A 1610-nucleotide genomic window follows, 5' to 3' on the forward strand; every position below is an offset into this window, starting at 1 on the left:
GCCTTGTACCGTGTACGGGCGTTGCGGCAGGAAGAGGATGTCTTGAAGCGACGGATGGCTGACTTTACCGCTGCTGCCGAAAGGCCAAAGCCCTACCAGCGCGCGCAGCAACGAAGTTTTGCCGCAACCGCTCGGGCCGCGTATCAGCAGGGAGTTGCCGCTTTTGAGGTTGATATTGATACCGTCTAATAAAACTTCGCCGTTGTGGCGGTATAGGGCAACGTTTTCTAAGATCAGGCCGTCTGAAACTTCGGTAAGGTCGGGTTGTCGCGCGGTGTGTTTTTCTTCCGTGCTCAGCAAAAAGCCGTATAGGCGTTCCAGTCGGGCACGGTAGGCAGTGAATTTGTTGTAGAACATCCGGAAGAAAGACAGGGCGTTTTGCAGTCGTGCGAAGGCTTGAACGGTCTGCTGAATGTCGCCGATTTTGATTTGTCCGGCAAACAGGCGCGGGGCTTGCAAAATAATGGGAAAAAGCTTGATGCCGTTGGTGAACATATCGTTAAAGCCGCTCAGGCAGACGCTTTGCCGCGCAATGCGCCAACGGTTGCGGATAATGGCTTTAAAACGGTCGGAAAGCTGGTCGTGTTCGTGTTTTTCGCCGCTGTAAAATGCCACGCTTTCGGCGTGGTCGCGCACGCGGATGAGGGAATAACGATAGTCGCCGTTGAGCTTTTCGTTTTCATAGTTGTAACGAATCAACGGGTTGCCTATCCACATGGCGATAAAGGTCGCCAAAATCACAAACATATAGACAAACCAAACGATGCCGTGCGGAATGTCGACGCCGAACACGGTCAGGATGCCTGCCAAGCCCCACAAAACAACGGCAAATTCCAGCGAGGTAACGACCGAATTGACCATGCCGCGCACAAATTCTATGGTCGAGGCGATGAAATCCTGTGCGTCCTGTTGGATACGCTGGTCGATGTTGTCCGGCGCGTGGCGGTGCATTTGCAGGCGGTAGTAGTTTTTGTCGGTAAGCCAGCGCGAAGTCAAAACTTCATTGAGCCGCTCTGACCATTTAATCGCCAAGCCTTGATCGAGAAAGTCGTTGACGACGTTGTTAAACGCCCGTATCAACACCACGCCTGCATTCATCGCTGCAAACATCCAAAACGCGGAGGCATTTAAATCCTGCATCGAGTCGTAAAGCCCTTTGGACATAAAGGTACTCAACACATTCAGCCGCACTTCGGTTAACAGCAGCGTAATCATCGCCGTAATCAGCAGCAGAACTTTGACCGTACTTTTTGGTGTCAGGCACAGGCGAAGGATATAGCTAAACTCGCGTCCAAAACGTGTATTGCGTGCAAAAAACAGAATCACCGCCGAGGCGGCGGCGACCATCAATAAGGTTTGTAACAGCCAAGACGGCGTGGAATAAAGCTCGGTTTGCCATTTTTGCATGGGGTATTCTCTGAAAGGAAGTAAAGGCCGTCTGAAAGGACGGCAAATTTATTTGACTGTGGTAACTGTAATAATAGTTTTCTGAACTGTTGTATTTTTTTGTGTTTACAAACGGTTCTTATTTGTTTTTGTGGAAACCGGAAATCTTATCAAATATAATCGCAAAACCAAATTACTTTGTAATTTTTTACTCGATATAAGAA

At 49.4% G+C, this 1610-nt stretch carries 1 protein-coding gene; it reads right to left on the reverse strand.

What is annotated here, in order from left to right; genetic code table 11:
* The coding region (locus tag ACTHUT_RS20045) for an ABC transporter ATP-binding protein/permease (RefSeq protein ID WP_440419570.1) at window positions 1–1407 on the reverse strand (1407 nt) is incomplete at its 3' end.
* Between the last annotated feature and the right edge of the window lie 203 nt (window positions 1408–1610).

Source organism: Neisseria sp. P0022.S010 (genome assembly GCF_051956635.1).